Origin of the sequence: Brevundimonas sp., from assembly GCF_035561115.1 — a bacterium.
In the GTDB taxonomy this organism is placed as follows: Bacteria; Pseudomonadota; Alphaproteobacteria; order Caulobacterales; family Caulobacteraceae; genus Brevundimonas.
The window spans coordinates 1-22,723 of sequence record NZ_DATMYH010000075.1 but is presented as its reverse complement, the minus strand read 5'-3'; the positions used below and the strand labels follow the sequence as shown (position 1 = coordinate 22,723).

The window sequence follows — 22,723 nt, the reverse complement described above, 5'->3', positions numbered from 1 at the left end:
CCGCTGCGGCTCCGCCCCCGAGGTCATCGAGGACGGCGAGACCGGCTTCCTCGTCGACACCCTGGAACAGGCGGTGGCTGCGGCCGGGCGGGCGCATCTGCTGGACCGGGAGGCCGTCCGCGCCCGCTTCGACCTGCGCTTTTCGGCCACGGCCATGGCCCGGCGGTACCTGGACGTCTACGGCGACCTGCTGGCCAAGCGGCCCTATGCCGAAGCGCCGCTGGCCGACGTGGTGACGCCCCTGCGCGGCCTTGAAGGCCGCAGCTTCGCGGCCAACAGCTGAACCGCCCGCGGCTTCGTCCATTACCGTACCGAGGCGCCATCAAGCGTCCCCATTCGGGTGAAACCTTCAGGCCCTCCCTGAACCGCCCCTGGAGCCTTCATGGACGACGCCTATTCCGTACAGACGACCGCCCTCGACGCGTCGGACACCGACGGGCTGGAAGGGTTGATGGCGCTGAAGGACGCCGACACCTTCGCGGTGGCGGACAGCTGGGGCGACATGAAGGGCGGGGCCGACGGACTGTTCGACCATGACACCCGCATCCTGTCGCGGCTGGTGCTCACCGTGGGCCTGGCGCGGCCGTCGCGGCTGAGTTCGGGAGTCAGCCAGGACAACGTCTATTTCACCTGCCATTCGACCAACCGGCCCCTGCCCCCCATGGGCGGGCGTTCGGCGCCGGCCGGGGTGCTGCATATCGAGCGGCGGCGCTTCATCCGGGACCGGCGCATGTTCGAGCGGGTGCGGATGGTCAACCACGGCATCGAGGACATGCTGCTGCCGCTGGCGATCGAGTTCGCCGCCGACTTCGCCGACATCTTCCAGGTGCGGGGCACGCTGCGCGAGAAGCGCGGAATCACCGAGACGCCGACGCACGACGGGCGGAGGGTGACCTTCGCCTATGTCGGACTGGACGACGTGCGGCGGACCAGCTGTCTGGCCTTCTCCGAACCGCCCGCGCGGCTGAGCGGCGCGCGCGCCGAGTTCATGTTCAGCCTGCCCAAGGGCAGGCGATGCGATCTCTATCTGGAGTGCGGCCCGGACCGCTGCGACCAGCCTGACGAGGCGCGGTTCCGGATCAACGCCGTGGCCGCGCGGCTGGCCATGCGCACGCGCCGGCGACGCGGCGCCTCGCTGCGGGGTCCGCGCAGCCCGCGCTTCAACGACTGGCTGGACCAGAGCCGCGCCGACGTGGCCCTGCTGACCACAGACCTGCCGACCGGGCCCTATCCCTACGCCGGGGTGCCGTGGTTCTCGACGCCGTTCGGGCGGGACGGGATCATCACCGCCTGGCAGATGCTGTGGCTGGACCCGTCGCTGGCCAAGGGTGTGCTGACCTATCTGGCCATGCGCCAGGCGACGGCCTTCTCCGCCTTCCAGGATTCGGCGCCGGGAAAGATCATGCACGAGACGCGGCGCGGCGAGATGTCGGCGCTCGGCGAGGTCCCGTTCGGCCTCTACTATGGCGGGGTCGACACCACGCCCCTGTTCGTCGCCCTGGCGGGGGCCTACGCCCGGCGGACGGGCGATTTCGGCCTGATCCGCCAGTTGTGGCCCAATCTGATCGCCGCCGTGGGCTGGATGAAGGATCACGGCGACATCCAGGGCGACGGCCTGATCAGCTACCAGCGGGAGGCGGACACCGGCCTGTCCAACCAGGGCTGGAAGGATTCCGAGGATTCGATCTTCCACACCGACGGCCGCTTCCCCAAGGGGCCGGTCGCCCTGCTGGAAGTGCAGGGCTACGCCTACGCCGCGTGGCAGGCGATGGCCGACCTGGCGGCGACGCTCGGCGACGACCGACGCGCCGAGTGGACCGCGCAGGCCGAGCGGGTGCGGATGCTTGTCGAGGAGCGGTTCTGGATGGAGGACGAGGGTTTCTACGCCATCGCCCTGGACGGCGACGGGGCGCAATGCCGGTCGATCGGGTCCAACGCCGGCCACCTGTTGTTCACCGGCCTGCCGTCGGCGGATAGGGCGAAAAGGGTGACGAAGCGGCTGTTGAGCGCGGAATTCCGCTCGGGATGGGGCGTGCGGACGCTGGCGACCGGACAGGCCCGGTTCAATCCGATGAGCTATCACAACGGCTCGGTCTGGCCCCACGACACGGCCATGGCGGCGGCGGGCATGGCCCGCTACGGCGAGCGGCGGGCGGTGGCCCTGCTGCTGGGCGAGATCTACGCCTCGGCGGCCCATTTCCACCTGCGCCTGCCCGAGCTGTTCTGCGGCTTCGAGCGCGCGCCGGGCGAGCCGCCGATCGCCTATCCGGTCGCCTGCCTGCCCCAGGCCTGGGCGGCGGGGTCGGTGTTCCTGATGCTGCAGGCCGCCCTGGGCGTCAGCATCGACGCGGTGACAGGGGTGGTCGAGATCGACGATCCGGTGCTGCCCACGGGGATCGACCGGCTGAACATCACCAATCTGCAGATCGGCGACGGCGTCGTGGATCTGGCCTTCCAGCAGATGGGCGCCCATACGGTCCTCATTCCGCAGCGTCGCGACGGGCCGGTGTCGGTGCGGACCGTGCGCTAGCTTGACCCGGGAGGTCAGCGCCGGTTCACTCCGATCATGAGAACACGGGTCGTCGCGCTCGCCGCCTGCCTTTTGCTGAGCGGTTGCCTCAGCCTCAGACACGTTCGATTCCCTTCCGATGAGGAACGGGCTGCGCAGGCCCGCTGCGCCGAAGACGACGCCGCGGCCTGGCTGGCGCCGCGCCCTCGCGTGACCCGTCTTCTGATGGCGGAGACCGAAGATCCCCGTGCGTCCTCCGGTCTTCGGTTCAAACCGCCGGCCCCTTCGGTCACCCCGGACGTCATGGCGTTCATGGAGGGGTTGGGGCTGTCCTCCGTCGACGTGCTGCTGCGCCCGTGGCCGCAAGGGTCCGCCGGCTTCGGCGCGGACCGGGCCGGCGTCCACAGGATATCGGTGGCGGACCCGGGCGACCCTGCCTGCGCGGCCTACGCGCGCTACCTCGTGACGCCGAGGGCGGACGGGAAGCCGATTTTTCCCTACACGTCGCCGGACCACTGCATCGCCGTGACCTTCGTTTCCGACGCGCCGGATATGGCGGCCTACAGTCACGTCGCGGTCAGCTATGTGGACGCGTCGACTCGCGGCTGGTTCCGCTACGTCGAGGAGTTGCGTGACCGGAGCAGTCGGGTCTTCGCCCGGTCCGTGACCTACGGCTTCAACGCCCCCCTATCGCCTGAGTGTCCGGGGGGACTGCCCCACCAGCGCCTCGCCGATATCATGAGGCCCTAGGGAGAGCCCCCGCTCCAGCGCCTTGCGGAAGACCGTGGGCAGCGACCGCAGCGCCTCGTCCGGATCGGTCCAGAGGAAGTCGCCGGCCCCCGTCGCGGTCCGGACCGACAGCGTCAGCGAGAAATGGGTGAAGACGTGCTCGACGGCGCCCGCGTCGCGCCATTCGACAGCGACCGGCGGCGCAGCCTCGGCGGCGGGTCCTGACCAATCCGAGGTCGGCAGGCCGGTCATGCCGCCCAGCAGCCCCTTGTCGGGCCGGCGCACCAGCGCCACGCGGCCCCTGTCGTCGCGCAGAACCCAGGCGACGCCGGCGCGGTGCGGGCGGTCGGCCTTCTTCGTCTTCAGCGGATAGCGTTCCGGCGCGCCGGACCCGAAGCCCGCGCACCACCGGGTCAGCGGGCACAGCTCGCACAGGGGGCGCCCGGGACGGCAGACCGTCGCCCCGAGATCCATCAGGGCCTGCGCCCAGTCTCCCGGGCGCTCGTCGCCGACCAGCGAGGCCGCCAGCCGGCGCAGCCCGGGCTTCGCCGCAGGCAGCGGCGTTTCGACCGCGAAGAGCCGCGCCATGACCCGCTCGACATTGCCGTCGACGACATTGGCGGGGCGGTCGAAGGCGATGGCGGCGACGGCGGCGGCCGTGTAGGCGCCCACCCCCGGCAGGGCCAGAAGACCGGCTTCGGTGTCGGGGAAGGCGCCGCCGTGGTCGTGGGCGACCGCGCGGGCGCAGGCCAGCAGGTTGCGGGCGCGGGCGTAGTAGCCCAGCCCCGCCCAGGCGGCCATGACGTCGCTGTCCTCCGCCGCCGCCAGGTCCGGCACGGTCGGCCAGCGGGATGCGAAGGCCTGGAAATAGGGTGTGGCGTGGGGCGTGGTGGTCTGTTGCAGCATGACCTCGGACAGCCAGACCCGGTAAGGATCGGGGGCCGCGGCGCCCGGCGCGGCTCGCCACGCCAGGGTGCGGCCGTGGGCGTCGTACCAGTCCAGCAGGGCCGCGCGCAGCGCCGGTCTTTCGGCGGACAGGTCAGCAGGCGGGTGAACAGGGACGGGCGGCATCGACCGCGCTATAACCCGGAAATGCCCCGCACGCTGCCCACCGACGCCGAGGTCCGCGAAATCCTGTCGCGCAGGCGCACGCGTCCCGCGCCCCGCCCCGCGCCCAAGGCGGGCCGGGCCTTGCAGGGGCTGATCAAGGAACTGGACGCCAAATTCGGCCGCGGCGCCCAGGCGCTGGAGCCGCGCTGGCGCGAGATCGTCGGCGACCGGCTGGCGCGGGTGACCCGGCCGCAGAAGCTGACCAGGGGACGCAGCGGCGCGGGCGGGACGCTGGAGCTGCGCGTGGCGGGCCCGGCGGCCCTGCTGGTGCAGCACCAGTCGGAAGACATCCTGGCCCGGGTAAACCTCTTTCTGGGCGCCGGCAGCGTGGAAAAATTACGGATCGCCCAAGGGCCGGTGAAGCCGCCGTCCGACATCGCGGCGACGCCGAAGCGCCGTCCCGCCCCTCCGCCGCTGTCCGCTCACGACGAAGCGGAACTGAAGGCCGCCGTCGCCGACGCGCCCGACGCCCTGAAGGGGCCGCTGGAACGGCTGGGCCGCGCGGTTCTGGGCGATCCGGGAAAGGGCCGCGACCGCGCGGGCGGTTGACGAAACTTCTCCACCGCCGGTTGCCGTGAGACGGGAGTCGCGCGAATGCTGGACGGCGCCAGCCATTCTGGTGCGACGGTCAGGGATGATGCCATGAGCCATGGAATGAAGACGGCCCTGAGCCGCCGCGCGGCAGTGACCGCCGTCACCCTGACAGCCGTCATCGCGCTTGCGGGCTGCGGATCGAAGGCGGGCGCTCCGGCCGAAGGCGACATGGCGCTGGGCGCGCCGGAGGGGGCCGAGGTCACGGTGGTCGAATACGCCTCTGTCACCTGCCACATCTGCGCGGCCTGGCAGGACGAGAACTGGGCGGGCTTCAAGGCGAAATGGATCGACACCAACAAGGTCCGCTACGTCTTCCGCGAGATCCCGACCCCGCCCGCCAATGTCGCCGTCGCCGGCTTCGCGATCGCCCGCTGCGCCGGCGAGGACAAATATTTCGACGTGGTCCATGGTCTGATGAGCAGCCAGGGCGAATGGCAGGCGGGCGCCAATCCGCGCGACACCCTGTTCCGGGTCGGCAACGGCGTCGGCCTGAGCAACGACCGGATCACCGCCTGTATCACCGACGAGGCCGCGCTGAAGGCCGCTGACGAGCGCGCCCGGGCGGCGGTCGCCGCTGGCGTCGATGGCACGCCGACCTTCTTCGTCAACGGCGTCAAGGTCCTCACGCCCGGGTCGCCGTCCGGGACCAGCCTCGCCGATCTGTCCAGCGCGATCGAGGCCGAGCTGGCCAAACCCTGACGGCGCGTCCACAGGCGACGTTGACAAAACTTCGCCGTTTCTGTTCTCGAAGGTGGTCACGCGCGCGCGACCGCGGGGAATCGCGCGATACTCCGGAAATTCCCGCCGCCAGTTGAGGACGACGCCATGAGCGCCACCACCAAATACGCCGCAATGAGCCGCCGCGCGGCGATGACCGCCGCAGCGATGGCCGGCATGGCGATCCTGGCCGGTTGCGGCGGCGGCGGCGCGGGGGCCACGGCCGAAGGCGACATGGCCATGGGCGCCCCCGAGGGCGCCAAGGTCACCGTGGTGGAATACGCCTCGGTCACCTGCCCGCACTGCGCCGCCTGGCAGGAAACCACCTGGCCGGCGTTCAAGGCCGCCTATGTCGACACCAACAAGGTCCGCTACGTCTTCCGCGAACTGCCCACGACGCCGGCCAATGTCGCCGTCGCCGGCTTCATGATCGCCCGCTGCGCCGGCGAGGACAAATATTTCGACGTGGTCCACGGCATCATGGCCAGCCAGGCCGAATGGCAGGCGGGCGTCAATCCGCGCGACACCCTGTTCCGCGTCGGCAACGGCGCCGGCCTGACCAACCAGCAGATCGAAACCTGCATCAAGGACCCGGCGAATCTGAAGGCGTCGGAAGAGCGTACGAACGCCGCCGTCAAGGCCGGGGTCACCGGCACCCCCGCCTTCTACGTCAACGGCGTCCAGATCATCTCGCCGGGTGAAGAGGGCGCGACCATGGCCGATCTGTCGAAGGCCATCGAGGCCGAGCTGGCGAAGGGCTGATTGCGCCGGTGCGGCCGCCGCGTCTCCTGCTGATCCTGGCGCTGGCGATCGCAGCGCCCCTCGCCTCGGCGTCGGCGCCCGCGGTCGCGACCGAACCGGTCGCGCCCGTGACGGCGGCGGACCGCAGCATCGGCCGCGCCGACGCACCCGTGACGGTGATCGAATACGGTTCGTTCTCCTGCCACATCTGCGCTGACTGGCATGAGCTGGTCTATCCGGCGTTCAAGGCGCGGTTCATCGACACCGGCCAGGTCCGGTTCGTGTTCCGCAACCTGCCGACGCCGCCGGAACGGATGTCCCTGCCGGCGCACGCCCTGGCGCGCTGCGCGGCGCCGGACCGGTTCTTCGACGTCGCCGCCAGTCTGATGCATGGCCAGGCGGCGGTGCTCCGCGGCGGAACGGTGGATGCCTGGTACGCCCCGGCCATCGCCGCCAGCGGCCGGACGCGGGCCCAGATCGACGCCTGCGCCGCAACCCCCGCGACCCGCGCCGCGATCAGCCGCGATATCGACAGCGCCCACGCCGCCGACGCCACCACCACCCCGGCCTTCTTCGTCAATGGACGCCGGGTCACGGACCGCTCGCTGGGCGGACTGGAGGTCGCGATCCGGGCGGCCGCCGCCGGCCGTTGACCGCGTAGGGACCCATGCAGTTCCAGCGCCTCCGGCTCGTGGGCTTCAAGTCCTTCGTCGATCCCGCCGAGGTGCATATCGAGGCAGGCCTGACCGGCGTCGTCGGGCCCAACGGCTGCGGCAAGTCCAATGTGCTGGAGGGCCTGCGCTGGGTCATGGGGGCCAATTCGGCCAAGGCCATGCGCGGCCAGGGCATGGACGACGTCATCTTCGCCGGCGCCGCCGACCGGCCGCCGCGCAACCACGCCGAAGTCCAGCTGACCATCGACAACGCCCAGCGAAGGGCGCCCCAACCCTTCACCGACAGCCCCATGCTGGAGGTGTCGCGCCGCATCGACCGCGGCCAGGGTTCGACCTATCGCATCAACGGCAAGGAGGTGCGGGCCCGCGACGTGCAGCTGCTGTTCGCCGACGCCTCGACCGGCGCCAACTCCCCCGCCCTCGTCCGGCAGGGCCAGATCAGCGAGCTGATCGCCGCCAAGCCGCAGAACCGCCGTCGCATCCTCGAGGAGGCCGGCGGTGTCGCCGGCCTGCACACCCGCCGGCACGAGGCCGAGCTGCGTCTGAAGGCGGCGGAGGCCAATCTGGAGCGGCTGGACGACATCGGACGGGAGCTGGAGACCGCCCTGTCGCGGCTGAAGCGCGAGGCGCGGCAGGCCGAACGCTACAAGAAGATCTCAGCCGAGATCCGGGCCCTGCAGGCCGCCCTGCTGTTCGTGCGCTGGAACGACGCGCGTGTCGCGGCCGAGGCCGCCGCCGCCGAACTGGCCCAGGCCGACCGGGCCGTGCTGGAGGCGACCACGGCGTCCAGCCGGGCCCAGACGGCGGCGCTGGGGGCGCAGGAGGCGCTGAAGCCGGCGCGCGAGGAGGACGCCGTGGCCGGCGCCCTGCTGCATCGCGCCTCGCTGGAACGCGACCGGCTGGACATGGCCGAGCAGGCCGCGCGGGCCGAGGTCGAGCGGCTGACCGCCGAGACGATCCGCATCGCCGCCGACATCGAGCGCGAGACCGCCATGGCCGGCGACGCCGGGGACGAATTGGCGCGGCTGGGCGCGGCGCTCGAGATCCTGACCGCCGAGATCGCCGCCGCCCCGGCGCGCGGCCCTGAATTGGAAGCCGCGCTCGCCGCCGCCGAGGATGCGCGCAGGGCCGCCGACGCCGAGGTCGAGCGGGTGGCGGGCGCGGTGGCCTCGGTCGAGGCCCGGGTCAACGCCGAGAACGCCCGCAGGCGCGACGCCGAGGCGCGGGTGGCGCGAGCCGAAGCGCAACTGGCCTCCGCCGGGACCGAACGCGCGGCGCTGGGACCACTGGTCACGCCCGAGATCGAGGCGGCGACGAGGGCGCTGGAGACGGCCCAGGCCGAACTGGCGGCGGCCCGCGTCGCGGTCGAGGCGGCGGAGGCCGAACGCGGCGACCGCGCCCGCGCCGAGGCCGAGGCGCGGACGGCGGCCCGGGCGGCCGAGGACCGGCTGGGCCGGCTGCAGACCGAGGCGCGCGGACTGGCCCAGCTGCTGGTCCAGGGGAAACGCGAACATGCGCCCGCCCTGGACCGGGTGCAGGCCGACAAGGGTTATGAAGCGGCGCTGGCCGCCGCCCTGGGCGACGATCTCGACGCGGCGCTGGATGCGCGGGCGGCGGCGTACTGGGCCGGGGCCGAAGTCCCCTCCCCCGTCTGGCCGGCGGGCGTCGAGCCGCTGGCGAACCATGTGTCCGCGCCGGAGCAGCTGACGGCGCGGCTCGCCCTGTGCGGGGTGGCGGCGGCAGGCGAGATCGGGCGGCTGGCGAAATCCCTGCCCGTCGGCGCCCGGCTGGTGACGCGCGAGGGCGACCTGTGGCGCTGGGACGGCTTCGTGCAGCGCGCCGAGGCGCCGCGCCCGGCCGCGGTCCGGCTGGCCCAGCGCACCCGCCTGTCGGAGCTGGAAGCCGAGATCGACGCGGGCAAGCCGGCGCTGGACGAAGCCCAGGCCGCGCAGAAGGCGGCGACCGAAGCCTTCCGGGCCGCCGAGGAGGCGGTCAAGGCCGCCCGCGCCGCGCCCTTCCCGCTGGACAAGGCCGTGACGGCGGCGCGCGACCGGGTCGAGGCCCTGGCCCGCGAACAGGCCCGCAAGGAGGCGCGGGCCCAGGCGCTCGACGAAACCATGGCGCGACTGACCGCCGAGGTCGAGGCGGCGCAGGCGGCCCTGGCTGAAGCGCAGGGGACCGACGCGCCTTCGGAAACGCTGGAGGGCCTGCGCGCCGAGCTGACGGCGGCGCGGACGGCGGCGGACGCGGCGCGCGGCGCGGCGGCGACGGCGCGGGTCGAACGCGACGCCGAGGCGCGCGAGGTCGCCGGACGCCAGTCGCGGCTGGACGGCCTGACCCGCGAACGCGACGGTTGGGCCGCGCGTGCGAAGGATTCCACCGCCCGTATCGCTGCGCTTCAGAAGGATGCGGAGAAGGCGGCGGCCCGGCTGAAGGCGGCGGGGGACGCGCCGGCCCGGCTGGCCGAACAGCGGTCCGCTCTGCTGGACGCCCTGACCGCCGCCGAGACGCGGCGCAAGGCGGCCGGCGACGCCCTGGCCACGGCCGAGGGCGCGGCAACCGAGGCCGACCGGACGGCGCGGGCGGCGGAAGCAACGGCGTCGATGGCGCGCGAGGCGCGGGCCGGGCTGGCGGCGCGGGCCGAGGGGGCGGCCGAACGGCTGGCCGAGGCCACGGCCAATGTCCGCGAGACGGCCCAGATGTCGCCGGAGGAACTGGGCCAGAAGCTGACCGACGACGCCATCGCCCGCCCGCCGGACGCCGCCGGCGCCGAAAGCCTGCTGTACGGCCTGGAACGCGAGCGCGAGGCCCTGGGCGCGGTCAACCTTCTGGCCGAGGAAGAGGCGGTCGAATACGGCGACCGGCTGAACACCATGAAGGTCGAGCGCAGCGACCTGACCAGCGCCATCGCCAAACTGCGCGACGGCATCGACGAGCTGAACGCCGAGGGCCGCGAGCGGCTGGTGGCGGCCTTCGACATCATCAACGACAATTTCAAAAGCCTGTTCGAGGCCCTGTTCGGCGGCGGCCAGGCCGAGCTGAAACTGGTCGAGAGCGACGATCCGCTTGAGGCCGGGCTGGAGATCTACGCCTGCCCGCCGGGCAAGCGGCTGGCGGTGATGAGCCTGATGTCGGGCGGGGAGCAGGCGCTGACGGCGGCGGCCCTGATCTTCGCCGTCTTCCTCGCCAACCCGGCCCCGGTCTGCGTGCTGGACGAGGTCGACGCCCCGCTGGACGACGCCAACGTCGACCGCTTCTGCCGCATGCTGGACGAGATGCGGAAGCGGACCGACACCCGCTTCATCGTCATCACCCACAATCCGGTGACCATGAGCCGGATGGACCGGCTGTACGGCGTGACCATGCCGGAACGGGGGGTGAGCCAGCTGGTCAGCGTGGACCTGAGTCAGGCGGAAGAGATCGTGGCGGCCTAGCTCCTCTCCCGGTGCATCCCGGCGAAAGCCGGGACCCAGTGCTTTGGGCGATCAGTTCATCCAGCGGGCCGCTCCCGCCAATCCCGAACACTGTGCGCAACGAAAGCACTGGGTCCCGGCTTTCGCCGGGATGAGCGGATTATCTTGTTGGCCCCAGCACCTCGGTCCTGACGAACCAGGCGAAGATGGCCGGACCCTCGATGACATAGCGGCGGAACATGCGGCGCGGCTGGCTGAGCAGCCGGTGCAGCCACTCCAGCGACAGCTGCTGGAAGATGCGCGGGGCGCGCTGCTGGCGGCCGGTCAGGAAGTCCACCGAGGCGCCGACGCACAGGGCCACGCCGGTCTTGCGGCCGGCGGCGCGCAAGGCGTGGGCGAACAGCTCCTGTTTGGGGAAGGAGACGCAGGTCAGAAGTACATCCCATTCGGCGTTCGCGGCGGCCTGGACGGCGGCGGTCCAGGGGGGCGTCCCGGGCGTCAGCATGGGCGCTTCGATCCGGCGCAGGGTCAGGCGCGGGTAGCGGGCCGCGAGGTCGTCGAAGGCGGCGCGGTCCGGCCCGAAGACGGCGATGACCAGACCCTCGGCGGCGGGCGAGGCCAGCAGATCGGCGGTCATGTCCGATCCCGGATAGACCGGCAGTCGGACCCCACGCAGCCGGGCCAGATGGGCGAGGATGCGGCTGTCGCAGATCTTCAGATCGGCGCCTTCGTAGATATCGCGCGGGACGCGGCCGTCCATCAGCTTGATGACGTGGTCGACGTTGGGCGTGACGACATAGCCGTAGGGCCTGCGCGCCATGCCGATGACGCGGTCCAGCATCTCGGATCGGTCCCCTCCGGCGAAATCGAGCGTCATGAAGCGCGTCATGGCCATCAGCCTAGTCGCGCCCCGGTCAACACGCGGTTACGATGGGGCATGAAAACGCTGCCGCACGCCGTCGTCCTGGCCGCCGTCCTGCTGGCCGCGCCCGCCTGCGCCCAACCGGCCGGGCCGCAGCCGGAGGGTCATCGGCTGGTGCTGACGGGGGTGGGACGGTTCGCGGTGCTGGCCGACCTGTCGACCATCTCGCGCGACGGCGAGCGGGTGCGCATGCGGTCGCTGCAGGTGACGGAAGAGACGTTCGAAGCGGGCGGCCAGACGTATTGGGGCGGATGGTCGTGGTGGGCCTTCGACTGCGCGGCCCGCACCGCTGACCGGCTGGACTTCGCCTCGGTGCGCGAGGGCGGGGCCGAGGGACCGGCGACGCCGGACGCCGCGCCGCTCTATGCCGCGGCTCCGGGCGGCGACGCGGCCGAGCTGCTGGCCGTCGCCTGCGACCCGTCCTCGGCGGGCGAGGCGGACGCGGACAATCTGGAGGACGCGGTCAGGATCGGCCGGGCGGCGCTGCGTCAGGCGAACTGAGCCGTTCGCCGGCGAACCTTTCCCGCGGCAGGGCCTCGGGGCACTCGTCGCGCATGAAGGCCAGCATCTTCTCACGGATCTCGCAGCGCAGGTCGAAGGCGATCGGGGCGTTGCGGGCGCTGGCCAGACAGCGGACCTGGGCGGTCCGGTCTGTCACGTCGGTGACCTGCAGGCTGACGACATCGCCGTCCCAGAAGGCGCTGGCCCGGCAGATGCGCTCCAGCTCGGCCCGCAGTCGCTCCATCGGCGCTTCATAATCGACATAGAGGAAGGCCGAGCCGATCAGCCGCGCGGTGTCGCGGGTCCAGTTCTGGAACGGCTTGTTGATGAAATAGCTCAGCGGCAGGACCATGCGCCGCCAGTCCCACAGCTTGACCACCACATAGGTCGAGGTGATCTCCTCGATGGTCCCGAATTCCCCCTCGACGATGACGGCGTCGTCCAGCCGGATCGGCTGGGCGGTGGCGATCTGGATGCCGGCGATCATATTGGTCAGGAAGGGCTGGAGGGCGAGGCCGGCGATGATGCCGACGACGCCGGCCGAGGCCAGCAGCGACAGGCCCCACTGACGCACCGCCGAGATCGTCAGCAGGGCCAGGCCGAGGGTGACGACGGCGATCAGCAGGGCCGCCACCCGTTGCAGGATGCGGGCCTGGGTGACGTGCTTGCGGGCGACCAGATTGTCCTCGGTCTCCATGTTGAAGCGGCGCAGATAGACCACCGCCCACATGTCCGACGCCCCCACCAGCATCCAGCCCATGGTCAGGATGAAGCCGAACAGCAGGGTCTGGCGGATCGCCAGTGACGGTTCGGGAGCCAGGGGCGAGACGGTGACCGCCAAGGCGAGGGCGGCGATCATGACCGCGATCCTCACCTTCAGCCGCGCCCGTCCGACCGTGCCGCGCCAGAACACGTCCCGCTTGCGCACGGCCAGTTTCAGCAGGGCGAAGACCAGCTGGTTGGCGGCCCAGCCGATGAAGACGAACACCGCGACGATGATCGAGATGACCACCCATTCGGGCAGCCAGTAGAACTCGCGCCAGAGGCGGAATATCTCGCGGGTGAGGTCGGCGACGAAGGCGGGCATGGGGAGGTTATAGGGCCTTAAGGCCTCAGACGGGAGGCGTCCGTCCCGCCGCCGTCTCGACCATGTCGGCGAGCCCCGCGGCGGCGTCCGGCAGGGCCGCCGATTTCGCCCCCGCGCTCATGGCCGCCAGCCGCGCCGGATCGGACAGCAGCGCCAGCAGCGACGCCGTCAGCCGCTCGACCGTCACCTCATCCTCCAGCATCACCTCGGCGCCGCCGGCCTGAGCCAGACCCAGGGCGTTGAACCGCTGGTGGTCGTCCATGGCGATCTTCAGCGGGATCAGCAGCGACGGCACGGCCGCCACGGCCAGCTCCGAACAGGTCGAGGCGCCGGCCCGGCCAATGACCAGATGCGCCGCCGACAGCCGTTGGGCCATGTCGCGGAAGAAGGGCGCGACCTCGGCCTGGATCCCGGCCTCAAGATAGATCTGCCGCGCCGCCTCGAGCGTTTCGGCCCTCGACTGCTGCTGCACCTTCAGCCGGGCGCGGATCGCCTCGGGCAGGGCCGCCAGCGCCCGCGGCGCGGTCTCGGCGAGGATGCGGGCGCCCTGGCTGCCGCCGGTGACCAGCACATGGATGGGGCCGTCGGGCGCGGGCGGGCTCCAGACGCGGTCGTACAGGGCGCGGATGTCCGGCCGCACCGGATTGCCGATCAGGGAGACGCGCGCGCCCAGCCCCTGCGGGACCTTCTGCAGATCGGGAAACGACGAGGCGAGCGCGCCCACATACGGCGCCAGCCAGCGGTTGGTGCGGCCCAGCACGGCGTTCTGTTCGTGCAGCAGGGTCGGGCGCCGCTGGCTCAGCGCGGCGATCAGGGCCGGAGCCGACGGATAGCCGCCGAACCCGACCACGACCGCCGCGTCCAGCCGCTTCAGCGCCTTGCGGGCCGTCATGACGCCGCGCGCGATGGCGACGCCCGCCTTCGCCATGCCGATCGGCCCGCGCCCGGTTGCGGCGTCCAGCGCAATCCGCTCCTCGGCAGGGAAGTTGTGGGCATAGGCCTCGCCCCGGTGGTCGGTGGCCAGGACGATGCGCCAGCCCCGCGCCTGAAGCTCGCGCGACAGGGCCTCGGCGGGGAACATATGGCCCCCGGTGCCCCCGGCGGCGACGACGCAGACTTTGCTCATGGAGTGTGTTTGCCCTACCCGATGCGCGCTCGCCACTCCTATACTTTCGTCATCCTCCGGCGAGCGCAGCGAGACCGGGGGACCCAGCGGCGCCGAAGGCGACCGGTTCACGCACGATGTCTGACGGCCGGGTCCGCGACAGGGTCGCGCTCTCGCGCGCCGCTGGGTCCCCCGGTCTGCGCCGCGAAGGCGCGGCTTGCCGGAGGATGACGAAAGCGGTGGCGCCTACGGCAGGATGCGCCGGCCCTGCGGCAGGCTGGCCCCCGGCTCGTAGGCGCCGGGGCGGCGGCGGGTCAAGGCCAGGGCCAGACCCATGGTCAGCCCCATGGCCAGCATCGACGAGCCGCCATAGCTGATGAAGGGCAGGGTCATCCCCTTGGTCGGGATCAGGTTCAGGTTCACCGCGATATTGATGCAGGCCTGCAGCCCGATCAGCATGAACAGGCCCGCCGCCGCCGTCTGTTCGAACGGATCGGTCAGCTTCATCGCCCGCCGCATCCCGCGGATGAGGATGAAGGCGTAGAGCGAGATCATGGCCAGCGACAGCACCAGGCCGAACTCCTCGGCGCCGACGGAATAGATGAAGTCGGTGTGCAGGTCGGGCACCGACCGCTTCATCACCCCCTCGCCGACCCCGCGCCCGACCAGCCCCCCGGCGCGGATGGCCTCGGAGGCGCGGTCGATCTGGTGGGTGTCGGTGGTCTCGGGCGACAGGAAGCGGCTGAGACGATCGCGCATGTGGCTGAAGGTGAAATACAGACCCACCACTCCCGCCATGCCGGCGGCGGCCAGCGCCGCGACCCATTTCAGCGGCACCCCGGCCATGAAGAAAACGGCCATGAAGGTGGTGGTGATCAGCAGGGTCTGGCCGATGTCGGGCTGGATCAGCAGCAGTCCGACGGTCAGGGCCCAGGCCCCGAAGGCGATGCTGACCCCCGGCACCCCCTGCCCCTTCTGCGCCTCGGAGAACATCCATGCGGCGAAGACGATCAGGCTGGGCTTGGCGAACTCGGACGGCTGCAGGCTGAACGGTCCCAGATTCACCCAGCGCGCGGCGCCCTTCACCTCATTGCCGATGAACGGCAGGGCCGCCATGACGACGATGGCCCCCAGCAGGGCCAGCAGGGCGATGCGCCTGACACCGCGCGGCGACAGCAGCGAGGCCAGCAGCATCAGCACCGTCCCGCCCGACGCCCAGACGATCATCCGCCAGGAATAGTGGAAGGGATCGCTGATCGACTGGTCCGCCAGAATGGCCGCCGGGCTCGAGGCGAAGCTCAGCGACACGCCCAGGGCCACCAGCGTCAGCGCCGCCGCCAGCAGGCCGCGGTCGACGGTCCAGAACCATTTGGCGATCGGGCTCTGGTCGTTGCGCGAAAAGGCGGGGCTGTAGTCGCTCATGACGCGCTCGCGGGGATGGCGCCGAGCGCGAGGACGGCAGCGCGGAACGCCTCGCCCCGGGCCTCGAAGTCGGGATACTGGTCGAAGCTGGCGGCGGCCGGCGACAGCAGCACCACCTCGTCGCGGCCGGTCGCGGCGGCGGCCTCGGCGGCGGCCTTCACGGCGCTGGCCATGTCGCCGCTGATCCGGTGCGGGGTATCGCCCAGCCGGGCGGCGAACGGCCCCGCCGCCTCGCCGATCAGGAAGGCCTCGACCACGCGCGGGAACAGGTCCTCAAGGTCGTCGATCCCGCCCGCCTTGGCCCGCCCTCCGGCGATCCAGAAGCTGCGCGCGTAGCTGGCCAGCGCCTGCCGCGCGGCGTCGGCGTTGGTGGCCTTGGAGTCGTTGATGAAGCGGACGCGGCCGAGGGTGGCGACGTGCTCCATGCGGTGGGCGAGGCCGGGGAAGGTCAGGAGGCCTTGGAGGGCGGCCTTTCCGGAGATACCCAGATGTCTCGCGGCCAACCACGCAAATGCGGCGTTCTGCGCGTTGTGTCGTCCAGGAAGCGAACGGGCATTCGAGATGTCCGCAACCCCCACCGCACCCTCGATGCTCAAATTGCCCGGCTCTGCATAGATGATCTGGACCGCCACCAGAACCGGGTGATCATCGAGGTCTTTGACGGTCGTCGAAACCACGGCGGTATAGCGGCCGGAACTCTCGAGGTCCGATGCGATATCCAGCCCGGCCTGCTCATCGACGCCAACCAAGGCGACACCTTCCGGCCCCTGCGCCTGGAATATCCGCCGCTTCGCTGCGACATACCCCTCCATCCCGCCGTGCCGGTCGAGATGGTCCGGGCTGACATTGGTCAGGATGGCCACGTCCGGCGCAAACCGCGTCGTCAGGTCCAGCTGATAGCTCGACACCTCGATCACATAGACCGCGCCCGGCGTCGGCGCCGGCAGGGCCAGCACCCCGATGCCGATATTGCCGCCGACGTGCACCGTCAGTCCCGCCTGTTTCAGCACCCAGCCGATCAGGGCCGTCGTCGTGGACTTGCCGTTGGTGCCGGTGATGGCGATGACCTTTGGCCGCTCCCCCTCGGGCAGGGCCGCGATGGCGCGGGCGAACAGTTCGATGTCGCCGATGACCTCGACGCCCGCGGCCTTCGCCTTGCCGACGGTCCAGTGCGGCTTGGGATGCGTCAGCGGCGCGCCCGGCGACAGCACCAGCGCCGCGAACCCCGACCAGTCGGCGCCCGTCAGGTCCTCGACCGCGAACCCTTCGGCCTCGGCCTGCATCCGGCTGGAGACGCTGTCGTCCCACAGCACGGGCGAGGCTCCGCCGGCCTTCAGCGCACGCGCGGCCGTCAGTCCCGACCGTCCCAGGCCGAAGACCGCGATGCGCCGCCCTTCGAAACCGGGGACGGGGATCATGGCTCTATCGCAGTTTCAGGGTGGCCAGACCGGCCAGGGCCAGCATGGCCGAGACGATCCAGAACCGGATCACCACCGTCGATTCCGGCCAGCCCATCTTTTCGAAATGGTGGTGGATCGGCGCCATCAGGAAGATGCGCTTCTTCGTGGCCTTGAAATAGGCGACCTGGATCATGACCGAGGCCGCCTCGATGACGAACAGGCCGCCAACGATGCCCAGCACCAGCTCATGCTTGGTGGCGACGGCGATCGCGCCCAGGGCGCCGCCGAGGGCCAGCGAGCCGGTGTCGCCCATGAAGATCTTGGCCGGCGGGGCGTTGTACCAGAGGAAGCCGGTGCCGGCGCCGATGATGGCGGCGCAGAAGATGGCCAGTTCGCCCGCGCCCGGCACATGGTGGACGCCCAGATAGTCCGAGAAGATGAAGTTGCCGACCAGATAAGCGATGATGCCGAACGCGGCCGCGGCCATCATCACCGGCACGATGGCCAGGCCGTCCAGACCGTCAGTCAGGTTCACCGCATTGGAGAAACCCACCAGGGTGAAGGCGGCGAACAGGACGTAGAACCAGCCCACGTTCAGCAGCACGGCCTTGAAGAAGGGGAAGGCGATCGAGGTCTCGAGATTGGGCGTGGTCGGCGAGGCCGTCATCCACAGCACCGTCATGACGCCCGCGATCACCGAGACGATCACCTGGGCGACCAGCTTCTGTTTCGACGTCAGCCCGGCCGAGGTCTGTTTGGTCACCTTGGCGTAGTCGTCGATGAAGCCCAGCACGCCGAAGGCCGCCGTCACGAAGCTGACTATCCAGATATAGGGATTGGTCAGGTCGCCCCACAGCAGGATGGCCACCGCGATGCCCGCCAGGATCATCAGCCCGCCCATGGTCGGGGTGCCCACCTTGGACAGATGCGAGACCGGTCCGTCCGAGCGGATCGGCTGCCCCTTGCCCTGTTTCATCCGCATCCAGGCGATGAACCGGCTGCCCATGGCGACCGAGACGATCATGGCCGTGGCCATGGCCAGCGCCACCCGCACCGTCTGGTACTGGACCAGGTTCAGAAGCGGATAGTCCTGCGCGATGTCGGCGTAGTGGAGATACAGAAGATAAAACATCAGGAGCCTCTTTCCCTATCGCTCGCGACGCGGTCGCTCGCTGCTTGAGGGTGTCCAAGCGCGACGAGAGCCTTGGCGACCAGCGACGCCTTCGATCCGTTCGACCCCTTGACCATGACCACGTCGCCGGGCGCAACCAGAGCCGCGGCCTCCGCGGCCAGTTCGGCGGCGGTCTCGCGCCACAGGCCACGGCGAGCCGGCGGCAGGACGTCGTGCAGCCGCTTCATCTCGGGCCCGGCCGTATGGACCAGGTCCAGTCCGGCGGCGGCGATCGGCTCGGCCAGACCTTCGTGCAGCGCCCGCGACCGGTCGCCCAGCTCCAGCATGTCGGTCAGGACCACGACCCGACGCCCGCCGGCCGCGACCGGCTTCGCGCCAAGGCTCCGGAAGCCGGCGGCCATGGAGAGCGGATTGGCGTTGTAGCTCTCGTCGATCAGGGTGAAGGCCCCGCCCGGCGCAGCCACCACCGTCGTCTGGCCCCGGCCCGCCAGCGGCCGGAAATTGGCCAGGGCGCTGAGCGCCGTGTCCAGCGGCACGTTGAGGGCGTCGAGCATCAGCAGGACGCAAAGGCTGTTCAGGCCCCAGTGGAAGCCGGACTGGGCGAGAGGGAATTCGATCGTCTTGCCGAACAGTTCGGCCTTCACCCGCGCCCCGTCGGGGCCGGGCTGGAAGGCCAGCAGGCGGGCGTCGTGGCCGGCGGCCGTGCCGAAGACGACCCGGCGGGCTCCGGCCTTGCGCGCGGCGGCGTCCAGCAGGACCGAAAAGCCCGTGTCGCCGTTCAGCACCGCCACGCCGTCGGGGGCCAGACCCTCGAAGATCGCGGCCTTCTCCGCCGCCACCCCGGCCTCGCCCTCGGCGAAGGCCTCGATATGCACCGGACCGACGGTGGTGACGCAGGCCGCGTGAGGCCGGACCATCCTGGACAGGGGCGCGATCTCGCCCGGGGCGTTCATGCCGATCTCGAACACGGCCCGCTCGGTCGAACGGGGCATCCGGGCCAGCGTCAGCGGCACGCCGATATGGTTGTTATAGCTCCTGATCGAGGCGTGCGCCGGTCCCGCCAGATCCAGCCCCGCCTTGACCGCCTGGGTCACGCTGGTCTTGCCGACGGAGCCGGTGACCGCGCCGCGCCGGACCTGCGGGCTGCGGTCGCGCGCGGCGACGCCGAGGGCTTCCAGCGCGCGCAGAGTGTCGGTCGTGACGACCGAGGGTCCGCCCTCGACCGGATGTTCGGTGAGGGCGCCCGCCGCGCCCGCTGCGAAGGCGGCGGCCGCGAACTCATGACCGTCGCGCGCGCCCTTCAGCGCCAGGAACAGGTCGCCCGGGACGATCTCGCGGCTGTTGTAGGTGATGCCCGTCGCCTCGAAGGGGGGGCCGGACAGACGTCCGCCCGTCGCGGCTTCGATTTCGGCGGAGGTCCAGAGAGGCTGGGTGTCAGGCATGGAGGCGAAGGGCTTCGGCGGCGACGGTTGCGTCATCGAACGGATGGGTCGTCCCGCCGATGATCTGTCCCTGCTCATGCCCTTTTCCGGCGATGACCACCACATCTCCGTCGCCCATCATTTCGATGGCCTGTTGAATGGCCGCGCGGCGGTCGCCGACTTCCCGCGCGGCGGGGCAGCCTTCGCGCACCGCGCGACGGATGGCGGCCGGATCTTCCGAACGCGGGTTGTCGTCCGTGACGATGGCCACGTCCGCCAGACGGCCGGCGATCTCGCCCATCAGGGGGCGTTTACCCTTGTCCCGGTCGCCGCCGGCGCCGAAGACCACGATCAGCCGCCCCGTCGCATGGGGGCGCAGGGCCTTGAGCACCGTCTCCAGCCCGTCGGGCGTATGGGCGTAGTCGACATAGACCTCGCCCCGCGCGGAGCCCGGAATGCGTTGCAGCCGGCCCTGCGCGCCGGTGATCTTCTCCAGCCCCGCCAGCACCCGTTCGGGCGTTTCCCCGGCGGCGATGCACAGACCGGCGGCGACGAGGGCGTTGGAGGCCTGGAAGGCCCCGGCCAGCGGCAGCAGAACCTCATACAGGGTCCCGCGCGCGTCGATGGTCAGACGCTGCCCCTCGGGCGTAGCCTGACGGGCGATCAGCGACAGGTCCCGGCCCCGCTCGCCCACGCCCATGACGCCGAGGCCCGACATGATCGAGGCGGCGGCGAAGCTCGAATAGGCGTCGCTGTCGGCGTTCAGCACCGCCGTCCGGCCGCGCGGCAGCAGGGTCTCGAACAGCCGCAGCTTGGCGGCGCGATAGCCCTCCATATCGCCGTGATAGTCGAGGTGGTCCTGGCTCAGATTGGTGAAGGCCGCCGCCTTCAGCGTCACCCCGTCCAGCCGCCGCTGGTCGATCCCGTGCGACGAGGCCTCCAGCGCCAGATGGGTCACACCGCCCGCGGCCAGGTCGGCCAGCATGCGGGCGGCGTCGGCAGCGTCGGGGCTGGTCAGGCCGGGGCCCGTCAACTCCCGGTTAACGTTACCCATTTGTGCTAAAACCCCCAGGGTTCCCATGCTCGCGGCATGGAGGCCCAAGGCGGCCCAGATCTGGCGGCAGAAGGCGGCGACCGAGGTCTTGCCGTTGGTGCCCGTCACGGCGACGCAGGTCGCCGGCTGGGCGCCGTAGAAGCTGCGCGCGGCGATGGCGTAGGCGCGGCGCACGTCGCCCGAGGTCACCAGCACCGGGGCCATGGCCGCGTCGGTGTCGGACGGGGCCAGCACGGCGGCGGCCCCCTGCGACAGGGCCTGCGGAATGAAGGCCCGGCCGTCGGCGGCCGTGCCCGGCAAGGCCACGAACAGCGAGCCGGGCGCGACCTTGCGGCTGTCGGCCGTCACTCCGGTGATGACCGGGTCCGAGGCCACGTCCCGGCGCAGCAGTTCCGACAGTTTGACGGGAGCCGGGGCGACACTCATCGACCGTCGCCTTCCAGGTCTTCGAACGCCGGAATCCTGTCGCCGACGGCGGTGCGGTAGGCGTCCGCGCGGCGCTGGACGTTCAGGAAGGGCGCGATCCGGTCGGCGATCCGGCCCACCGCCGGCGCGGCGACGAAGCCGCCGGTGCGCGGATAGGTCTGGGGCTCGTCGATCAGCACCAGGATCTGGTAGCGCCGGGCGTTGACGGGACCGTCGGCGGGGAAGACGGCGGCGAAAGTGCCGACGGCGTGAGCGGTCGAATAATGGCCGTTGACCGACTTGTTGGCCGACCCCGTCTTGCCGCCGACGCGCAGGCCCGGAGCCTCGGCGCGGCCGCCCGAACCGCGGACCACGTTGCGGCGCATCAGGTCCAGCATGGTCAGGGAGGTCTCGGGCGAGATCACCTGCCGCGCCGGCACGTCGGGCCGTCCGCCCTTGCGCAGGGTGAGCGGAATGTACCGCCCGCCGTTGGTCAGGGCCTGCATGGCCGCCGCCATCTGCAGCGGCGTGATCGAAACGCCATAGCCGAACGACAGCGAGGCCAGGGTCGAGTCCGACCACTCGCGCGGGATGATCGGCATCTCCGACGCGATCTCGAACGGGGCCCGGGACAGCAGGCCGAAGCGCTCGAAATAATCCCGCATCACCCGCGGCCCCATCTCGGTCGACAGGCGCGAGGTGCCGATGTTGGACGAGTGGAGATAGACCTCCTCCAGCGTCAGCACCTTGTTGGTGGCGTGGAAGTCGGTGATCCGACGATTGCCGATCTGCAGCGCCTCGGAGGCGTCCAGCAGGGTGTTCATGTCCGCCCGGCCGGTGTCGATGGCGGCGGCGACGGTGAAGGTCTTGAACACCGACCCCATCTCATAGGTGGCGGCCGAGGCGAGGTTGCGCGAGTTCGAACCCGGCCAGCTGGCCATGCCCAGGACCTCGCCGGTCTGGACGTCGGTGATGATGCCGACCGCCCCCTTGGCCTGGGTCTCGGTCGCGGCGGCGGCCAGTTCGTTCTCGAGAATGCCCTGGATGCGCAGGTCGATGGAGATCTGGAAGGTTTCGCCGCGCGCGCCGGCCGCGCGGATCTCGTCGTTGAAGGCGCGTTCGGCCGCCGACAGGCCCACCCCGCCGGTGTCGACGTTGCCGACCACATGCCGGGCGGATTCGCCCAGCGGATAGACCCGCACGTCCTCGGGCTCGAAGGTGACTCCGCCGAGGGCGAGATTGTGCACCGCCACCTTCTCCTGCGGCGTCAGGCGGTTGACCGCCAGCAGGCGCCGGTCGCCGTTCAGCACGCGGTTCAGCCTGGCCGCCGACACGCGCGGCAGGGCGCGCCTGATCTGCGCCGCCGCCGCCTTGCGGTCCCAGACCTCGGCCGGATCGATATAGAGGCCGTAGTGGGTGATGTTGGTGGCCAGCAGGGCGCCGTTGCGGTCCACCATGTCGGCGCGGACCACCGCATTGGGATGGATGGCCGAACCGACTCCGCCCTTCGCCGTCAGCAGGGCGGCGTGGGCCGCGCCCACGGCCAGACAGACGAAGACCGCCGAGAACAGCGACAGGATGACGAAGATGCGGACCCGGGTGTCTTCCTCGGGCCGGGCGTCGGCGTGGGCGCGGCCGAACGAATGCTCGACCCACCACATGGCCTCGGCCAGCCAGCGCCACGAGGGCAGGTAACGCCGCCCGCCATAGGCGACGGGGCGGTCGGCGGCGAAGGGATCGTGCGCGCTCACTGCGCGGGCTCCGCGGAGGACGGCGCGGGCGGGACG

18 protein-coding genes and 1 pseudogene are annotated in these 22,723 nt (G+C 71.2%); 9 read left to right on the top strand and 10 right to left on the bottom strand.

What is annotated here, in order from left to right; translation table 11 throughout:
• The 3 genes and pseudogenes from VN378_RS09700 to VN378_RS09690 all read left to right on the top strand — a co-directional run.
• Positions 1 to 283 (top strand): annotated as a pseudogene (locus VN378_RS09700) (glycosyltransferase family 4 protein); the annotation flags it as partial.
• A gap of 99 nt (positions 284 to 382) precedes the next feature.
• Positions 383 to 2,530, top strand: coding sequence for an amylo-alpha-1,6-glucosidase (locus tag VN378_RS09695; protein ID WP_325743298.1), 2,148 nt, complete (start codon positions 383 to 385; stop codon positions 2,528 to 2,530).
• 189 nt (positions 2,531 to 2,719) lie between these two features.
• Positions 2,720 to 3,259 carry a hypothetical protein gene (locus VN378_RS09690; RefSeq protein ID WP_325743297.1) on the top strand — a complete coding sequence of 180 codons (540 nt, stop codon included), beginning with the start codon at positions 2,720 to 2,722 and terminating at the stop codon, positions 3,257 to 3,259.
• Here VN378_RS09690 and mutY read toward each other — a convergent pair.
• Positions 3,197 to 4,309: an A/G-specific adenine glycosylase gene (gene mutY, locus VN378_RS09685; RefSeq protein ID WP_325743295.1), complete on the bottom strand. Its 1,113-nt coding sequence runs from the start codon at positions 4,307 to 4,309 to the stop codon at positions 3,197 to 3,199. The two genes, VN378_RS09690 and mutY, sit on opposite strands and share 63 nt — an antisense overlap.
• 21 nt (positions 4,310 to 4,330) lie before the next feature.
• Between mutY and VN378_RS09680 the strand changes: the two genes are divergently transcribed.
• The 5 genes from VN378_RS09680 to smc all read left to right on the top strand — a co-directional run bounded on the left by VN378_RS09680 (position 4,331) and on the right by smc (position 10,508).
• Positions 4,331 to 4,897 (top strand): DUF721 domain-containing protein, encoded by a 567-nt coding sequence (locus VN378_RS09680; protein ID WP_325743293.1) that lies wholly within the window; start codon positions 4,331 to 4,333, stop codon positions 4,895 to 4,897.
• A 105-nt stretch (positions 4,898 to 5,002) separates the two neighbouring features.
• A complete protein-coding gene (locus tag VN378_RS09675; protein ID WP_325743291.1) occupies positions 5,003 to 5,641 on the top strand; it encodes a thioredoxin domain-containing protein in 639 nt (212 codons plus the stop codon).
• A gap of 126 nt (positions 5,642 to 5,767) precedes the next feature.
• Complete coding sequence (locus tag VN378_RS09670; protein WP_325743289.1) at positions 5,768 to 6,421, top strand: thioredoxin domain-containing protein; 654 nt, start codon at positions 5,768 to 5,770, stop codon at positions 6,419 to 6,421.
• 8 nt (positions 6,422 to 6,429) lie between these two features.
• A complete protein-coding gene (locus tag VN378_RS09665; protein WP_325743287.1) occupies positions 6,430 to 7,053 on the top strand; it encodes a thioredoxin domain-containing protein in 624 nt (207 codons plus the stop codon).
• A 14-nt stretch (positions 7,054 to 7,067) separates the two neighbouring features.
• Positions 7,068 to 10,508 (top strand): chromosome segregation protein SMC, encoded by a 3,441-nt coding sequence (smc, locus tag VN378_RS09660; protein WP_325743285.1) that lies wholly within the window; start codon positions 7,068 to 7,070, stop codon positions 10,506 to 10,508.
• 139 nt (positions 10,509 to 10,647) lie between these two features.
• On the opposite strand, the gene VN378_RS09655 is transcribed toward smc, so the two are convergent.
• Positions 10,648 to 11,376 carry a WecB/TagA/CpsF family glycosyltransferase gene (locus VN378_RS09655; protein WP_325743283.1) on the bottom strand — a complete coding sequence of 243 codons (729 nt, stop codon included), beginning with the start codon at positions 11,374 to 11,376 and terminating at the stop codon, positions 10,648 to 10,650.
• A gap of 48 nt (positions 11,377 to 11,424) precedes the next feature.
• Here VN378_RS09655 and VN378_RS09650 point away from each other — a divergent pair, with 48 nt between their 5' ends.
• On the top strand, positions 11,425 to 11,910 hold the full coding sequence (locus VN378_RS09650) for a surface-adhesin E family protein (RefSeq protein ID WP_325743281.1): 486 nt from the start codon (positions 11,425 to 11,427) through the stop codon (positions 11,908 to 11,910).
• Here VN378_RS09650 and VN378_RS09645 read toward each other — a convergent pair.
• The 8 genes from VN378_RS09645 to VN378_RS09610 form a co-directional block, all read right to left on the bottom strand.
• The gene (locus VN378_RS09645; protein WP_325743279.1) at positions 11,873 to 12,997 is read right to left on the bottom strand and encodes a mechanosensitive ion channel family protein; all 1,125 of its coding nucleotides are present in this window, start codon (positions 12,995 to 12,997) and stop codon (positions 11,873 to 11,875) included. The genes VN378_RS09650 and VN378_RS09645 overlap by 38 nt on opposite strands.
• A 25-nt stretch (positions 12,998 to 13,022) precedes the next feature.
• Positions 13,023 to 14,123, bottom strand: coding sequence for an undecaprenyldiphospho-muramoylpentapeptide beta-N-acetylglucosaminyltransferase (gene murG, locus VN378_RS09640; RefSeq protein ID WP_325743277.1), 1,101 nt, complete (start codon positions 14,121 to 14,123; stop codon positions 13,023 to 13,025).
• 225 nt (positions 14,124 to 14,348) lie between these two features.
• The gene (gene ftsW / locus VN378_RS09635; RefSeq protein ID WP_325743276.1) at positions 14,349 to 15,524 is read right to left on the bottom strand and encodes a putative lipid II flippase FtsW; all 1,176 of its coding nucleotides are present in this window, start codon (positions 15,522 to 15,524) and stop codon (positions 14,349 to 14,351) included.
• A complete protein-coding gene (gene murD / locus VN378_RS09630) occupies positions 15,521 to 16,942 on the bottom strand; it encodes a UDP-N-acetylmuramoyl-L-alanine--D-glutamate ligase (protein WP_325743274.1) in 1,422 nt (473 codons plus the stop codon). The genes ftsW and murD overlap by 4 nt, the downstream gene beginning before the upstream one ends.
• Before the next feature lie 4 nt (positions 16,943 to 16,946).
• On the bottom strand, positions 16,947 to 18,056 hold the full coding sequence (mraY, locus tag VN378_RS09625) for a phospho-N-acetylmuramoyl-pentapeptide-transferase (RefSeq protein ID WP_325743272.1): 1,110 nt from the start codon (positions 18,054 to 18,056) through the stop codon (positions 16,947 to 16,949).
• Positions 18,056 to 19,498 (bottom strand): UDP-N-acetylmuramoyl-tripeptide--D-alanyl-D-alanine ligase, encoded by a 1,443-nt coding sequence (locus VN378_RS09620; RefSeq protein WP_325743271.1) that lies wholly within the window; start codon positions 19,496 to 19,498, stop codon positions 18,056 to 18,058. The genes mraY and VN378_RS09620 overlap by 1 nt, the downstream gene beginning before the upstream one ends.
• Complete coding sequence (locus VN378_RS09615) at positions 19,491 to 20,957, bottom strand: UDP-N-acetylmuramoyl-L-alanyl-D-glutamate--2,6-diaminopimelate ligase (protein WP_325743269.1); 1,467 nt, start codon at positions 20,955 to 20,957, stop codon at positions 19,491 to 19,493. Before VN378_RS09615 ends, VN378_RS09620 begins: the two co-directional genes overlap by 8 nt.
• Positions 20,954 to 22,597, bottom strand: coding sequence for a penicillin-binding protein 2 (locus VN378_RS09610; protein ID WP_325743300.1), 1,644 nt, complete (start codon positions 22,595 to 22,597; stop codon positions 20,954 to 20,956). Before VN378_RS09610 ends, VN378_RS09615 begins: the two co-directional genes overlap by 4 nt.
• Between the last annotated feature and the right edge of the window lie 126 nt (positions 22,598 to 22,723).

What these genes read in the sequence shown, in the direction of transcription:
- VN378_RS09695 (WP_325743298.1), top strand. Translation starts at nt 383, where the DNA reads ATGGACGACGCCTATTCCGTACAGACGACCGCCCTCGACGCGTCGGAC.
- mutY (WP_325743295.1), bottom strand. Translation starts at nt 4,309, where the DNA reads ATGCCGCCCGTCCCTGTTCACCCGCCTGCTGACCTGTCCGCCGAAAGA.
- VN378_RS09680 (WP_325743293.1), top strand. Translation starts at nt 4,331, where the DNA reads ATGCCCCGCACGCTGCCCACCGACGCCGAGGTCCGCGAAATCCTGTCG.
- VN378_RS09675 (WP_325743291.1), top strand. Translation starts at nt 5,003, where the DNA reads ATGAAGACGGCCCTGAGCCGCCGCGCGGCAGTGACCGCCGTCACCCTG.
- VN378_RS09670 (WP_325743289.1), top strand. Translation starts at nt 5,768, where the DNA reads ATGAGCGCCACCACCAAATACGCCGCAATGAGCCGCCGCGCGGCGATG.
- smc (WP_325743285.1), top strand. Translation starts at nt 7,068, where the DNA reads ATGCAGTTCCAGCGCCTCCGGCTCGTGGGCTTCAAGTCCTTCGTCGAT.
- VN378_RS09655 (WP_325743283.1), bottom strand. Translation starts at nt 11,376, where the DNA reads ATGACGCGCTTCATGACGCTCGATTTCGCCGGAGGGGACCGATCCGAG.
- VN378_RS09650 (WP_325743281.1), top strand. Translation starts at nt 11,425, where the DNA reads ATGAAAACGCTGCCGCACGCCGTCGTCCTGGCCGCCGTCCTGCTGGCC.
- VN378_RS09645 (WP_325743279.1), bottom strand. Translation starts at nt 12,997, where the DNA reads ATGCCCGCCTTCGTCGCCGACCTCACCCGCGAGATATTCCGCCTCTGG.
- murG (WP_325743277.1), bottom strand. Translation starts at nt 14,123, where the DNA reads ATGAGCAAAGTCTGCGTCGTCGCCGCCGGGGGCACCGGGGGCCATATG.
- ftsW (WP_325743276.1), bottom strand. Translation starts at nt 15,524, where the DNA reads ATGAGCGACTACAGCCCCGCCTTTTCGCGCAACGACCAGAGCCCGATC.
- murD (WP_325743274.1), bottom strand. Translation starts at nt 16,942, where the DNA reads ATGATCCCCGTCCCCGGTTTCGAAGGGCGGCGCATCGCGGTCTTCGGC.
- mraY (WP_325743272.1), bottom strand. Translation starts at nt 18,056, where the DNA reads ATGTTTTATCTTCTGTATCTCCACTACGCCGACATCGCGCAGGACTAT.
- VN378_RS09620 (WP_325743271.1), bottom strand. Translation starts at nt 19,498, where the DNA reads ATGCCTGACACCCAGCCTCTCTGGACCTCCGCCGAAATCGAAGCCGCG.
- VN378_RS09615 (WP_325743269.1), bottom strand. Translation starts at nt 20,957, where the DNA reads ATGAGTGTCGCCCCGGCTCCCGTCAAACTGTCGGAACTGCTGCGCCGG.
- VN378_RS09610 (WP_325743300.1), bottom strand. Translation starts at nt 22,597, where the DNA reads ATGTGGTGGGTCGAGCATTCGTTCGGCCGCGCCCACGCCGACGCCCGG.